The organism is Alkalispirochaeta americana (genome assembly GCF_900156105.1).
GTDB classification, from domain to species: domain Bacteria; phylum Spirochaetota; class Spirochaetia; order DSM-27196; family Alkalispirochaetaceae; genus Alkalispirochaeta; species Alkalispirochaeta americana.
On sequence record NZ_FTMS01000053.1, the window covers coordinates 1 to 1,943 of the forward strand.

A 1,943-nucleotide genomic window follows, 5' to 3' on the forward strand; every position below is an offset into this window, starting at 1 on the left:
ACAACCTCCGGTTCTTCCGCAGCCGCAGCGGGAACCGGATCATCCTGGACGACACTCCCGGGGCTGAGAAACTGCAACTGCTCTCCCCCGACGGCGCTTCGCGATTCGAGATTCTCCCTGACCAGGAGCTGATCAATCTGGAGAGCGATGGGGATATCACCATCGCAGCGGGGGGGAACCTGCTGATCGAGGCCGAGACGATCCGGGCCGAGGCCTCGTCGTCGATGGAGGTTGCTTCACAGGATCTGGAGATGGCGGCCGATAGCGGTGATCTGTCCCTGGACGCATCGGGATCTCTTGGCGTTGATGCCAGAGAGATTGCACTGAATTAGGGGGACGGCATGATCAGCTACCGCGACCGGGAAGCGCTTTTTCGCCGATACTACGATCCCCGGGATAGTGTCCAGCGTGACACCTACCGGCGGCCGGAGCAGCGTCGTCACGCCACCCTTGGCATTGTTGAGGATACCCGGGACCCGAAAAATCTGGGGCGGGTGAAGGTCCATATGCCGTTGCTGGCTCCCGATGCCCGCACCTGGGTTCCTTTGGTGCGGCCCTATGCGGGGGCCTGCCAGGGGGTGTGGGCACCCCCCGAGGCTGGTGATTATCTGTTGATCGGGTTTATCCAGGGAGATCCATCGGTACCGGTCGCTCTGGGGTCCTGGTATGGCCCCGGAAAGCACGGGCCTGTTACGGAGAATCCCGGCAACGATTTGAAGGTGATGACCTCCAAAAGCGGGTTTCGGGTGGAGGTGCGCGATAGCGCCGGGGAGGAGCGGATTGTCCTGTCGGCCCGGGAGGGGGCGATGCGGATCGAGATCTCGCCCCGGGGTATTTCGGTGGTGAACGACCGGGGTGATATCAGGATTGCCTGCCGGACCTTGCAGATGTCGGGCGAGGCGGTGCGGGTCGCTGCGAAGGATTCGGTCTTCCTCAGAGGATCAAGGACGGTGGCTGTCTCCTGCCAGAACGGGGCTCTCCACGCCGGGGGTGCTGTCTCCTGGACCGGTGGATCGGTGGCGCTCCAGGCCAGCGCCGGCGTGACCGCCGAGGGGCGCCAGATCGCCCTGCGCGATGACCAGGTGGTGGGGATCGATTTCCACGATATCCGGGTTCCCTCAAGCAGTGGCACAAGTACCGTTCCCCAGGTGCCCCACCCTTACCTGGGCAGACTTTCGGATTCCCTTTCGGGCGATGTAAAGGTGAACTCCCGCGATGCCGCCACCAAGGGAAGCAAGAGTGTATACAACACGCCGGGCCATTTTCCCATGCCTCCGGGGGTGAAGTTCAAGAAGAAGCCCAGCAACGAGGGCACGGTGAGTTCTGCCACCACGCCGTCGGTGAAGATCAACGGCAAGGAGGCGGCGGTCCTGGGGAGCATGGTGACCACCTGCAACGACCCCCGCGATCAGGAGACCTGCAGTATCATCGCGGCGGGGGCTGCGGTGAAGTTGCCGATTCTGCTGCCGGGGATGGATCGGGAGCGGTTTGAACAGGACGGCGGCACGGTCTTCAACACCGGGGATCCCCTGGCGGGCCCCGATGCGCTAGAGCGGGCCCGGGAGCCACGCAGTCTCGATGGCCCCGGATGGAGCCAGAGCAGGTCCATGCGCGGTGACGAGGTGAATCTCTCGGTGAGCATCACCGGTGCTCCCGAGGGTGAGCCGGTGATGCTTTCGATCTTCCGGGAGGACCAGGGAGATGTGCCGGTGGCGAAGGTGCCCGGGAGAAACCAGGCAGGCACTGTGACGGTATCGTGGCGGCCCGGGGTACCCGATGACCGGGAGGACCGTGAGGAGGCCAGTCTCTTCTTCCGGGCCACCGCCTACCGGTGCCAGGCTGTGGAGAGCGGCATCATGACGGTGGAGAAACCCAAGCCGCTCTTCAGCGAGCTGAGATGGGAGCTGGCAGAACACGACGAGGATGGCCGGGAGACCGGGCGG

Annotated in this window: 2 protein-coding genes; both read left to right on the plus strand. The window is 64.2% G+C overall.

The window, feature by feature from the left end:
* The coding region (locus BW950_RS15215; RefSeq protein WP_499697579.1) for a hypothetical protein at positions 1 to 332 on the plus strand (332 nt) is incomplete at its 5' end.
* Between the two features lie 9 nt (positions 333 to 341).
* The coding region (locus BW950_RS14640; protein WP_076490032.1) for a phage baseplate assembly protein V at positions 342 to 1,943 on the plus strand (1,602 nt) is incomplete at its 3' end.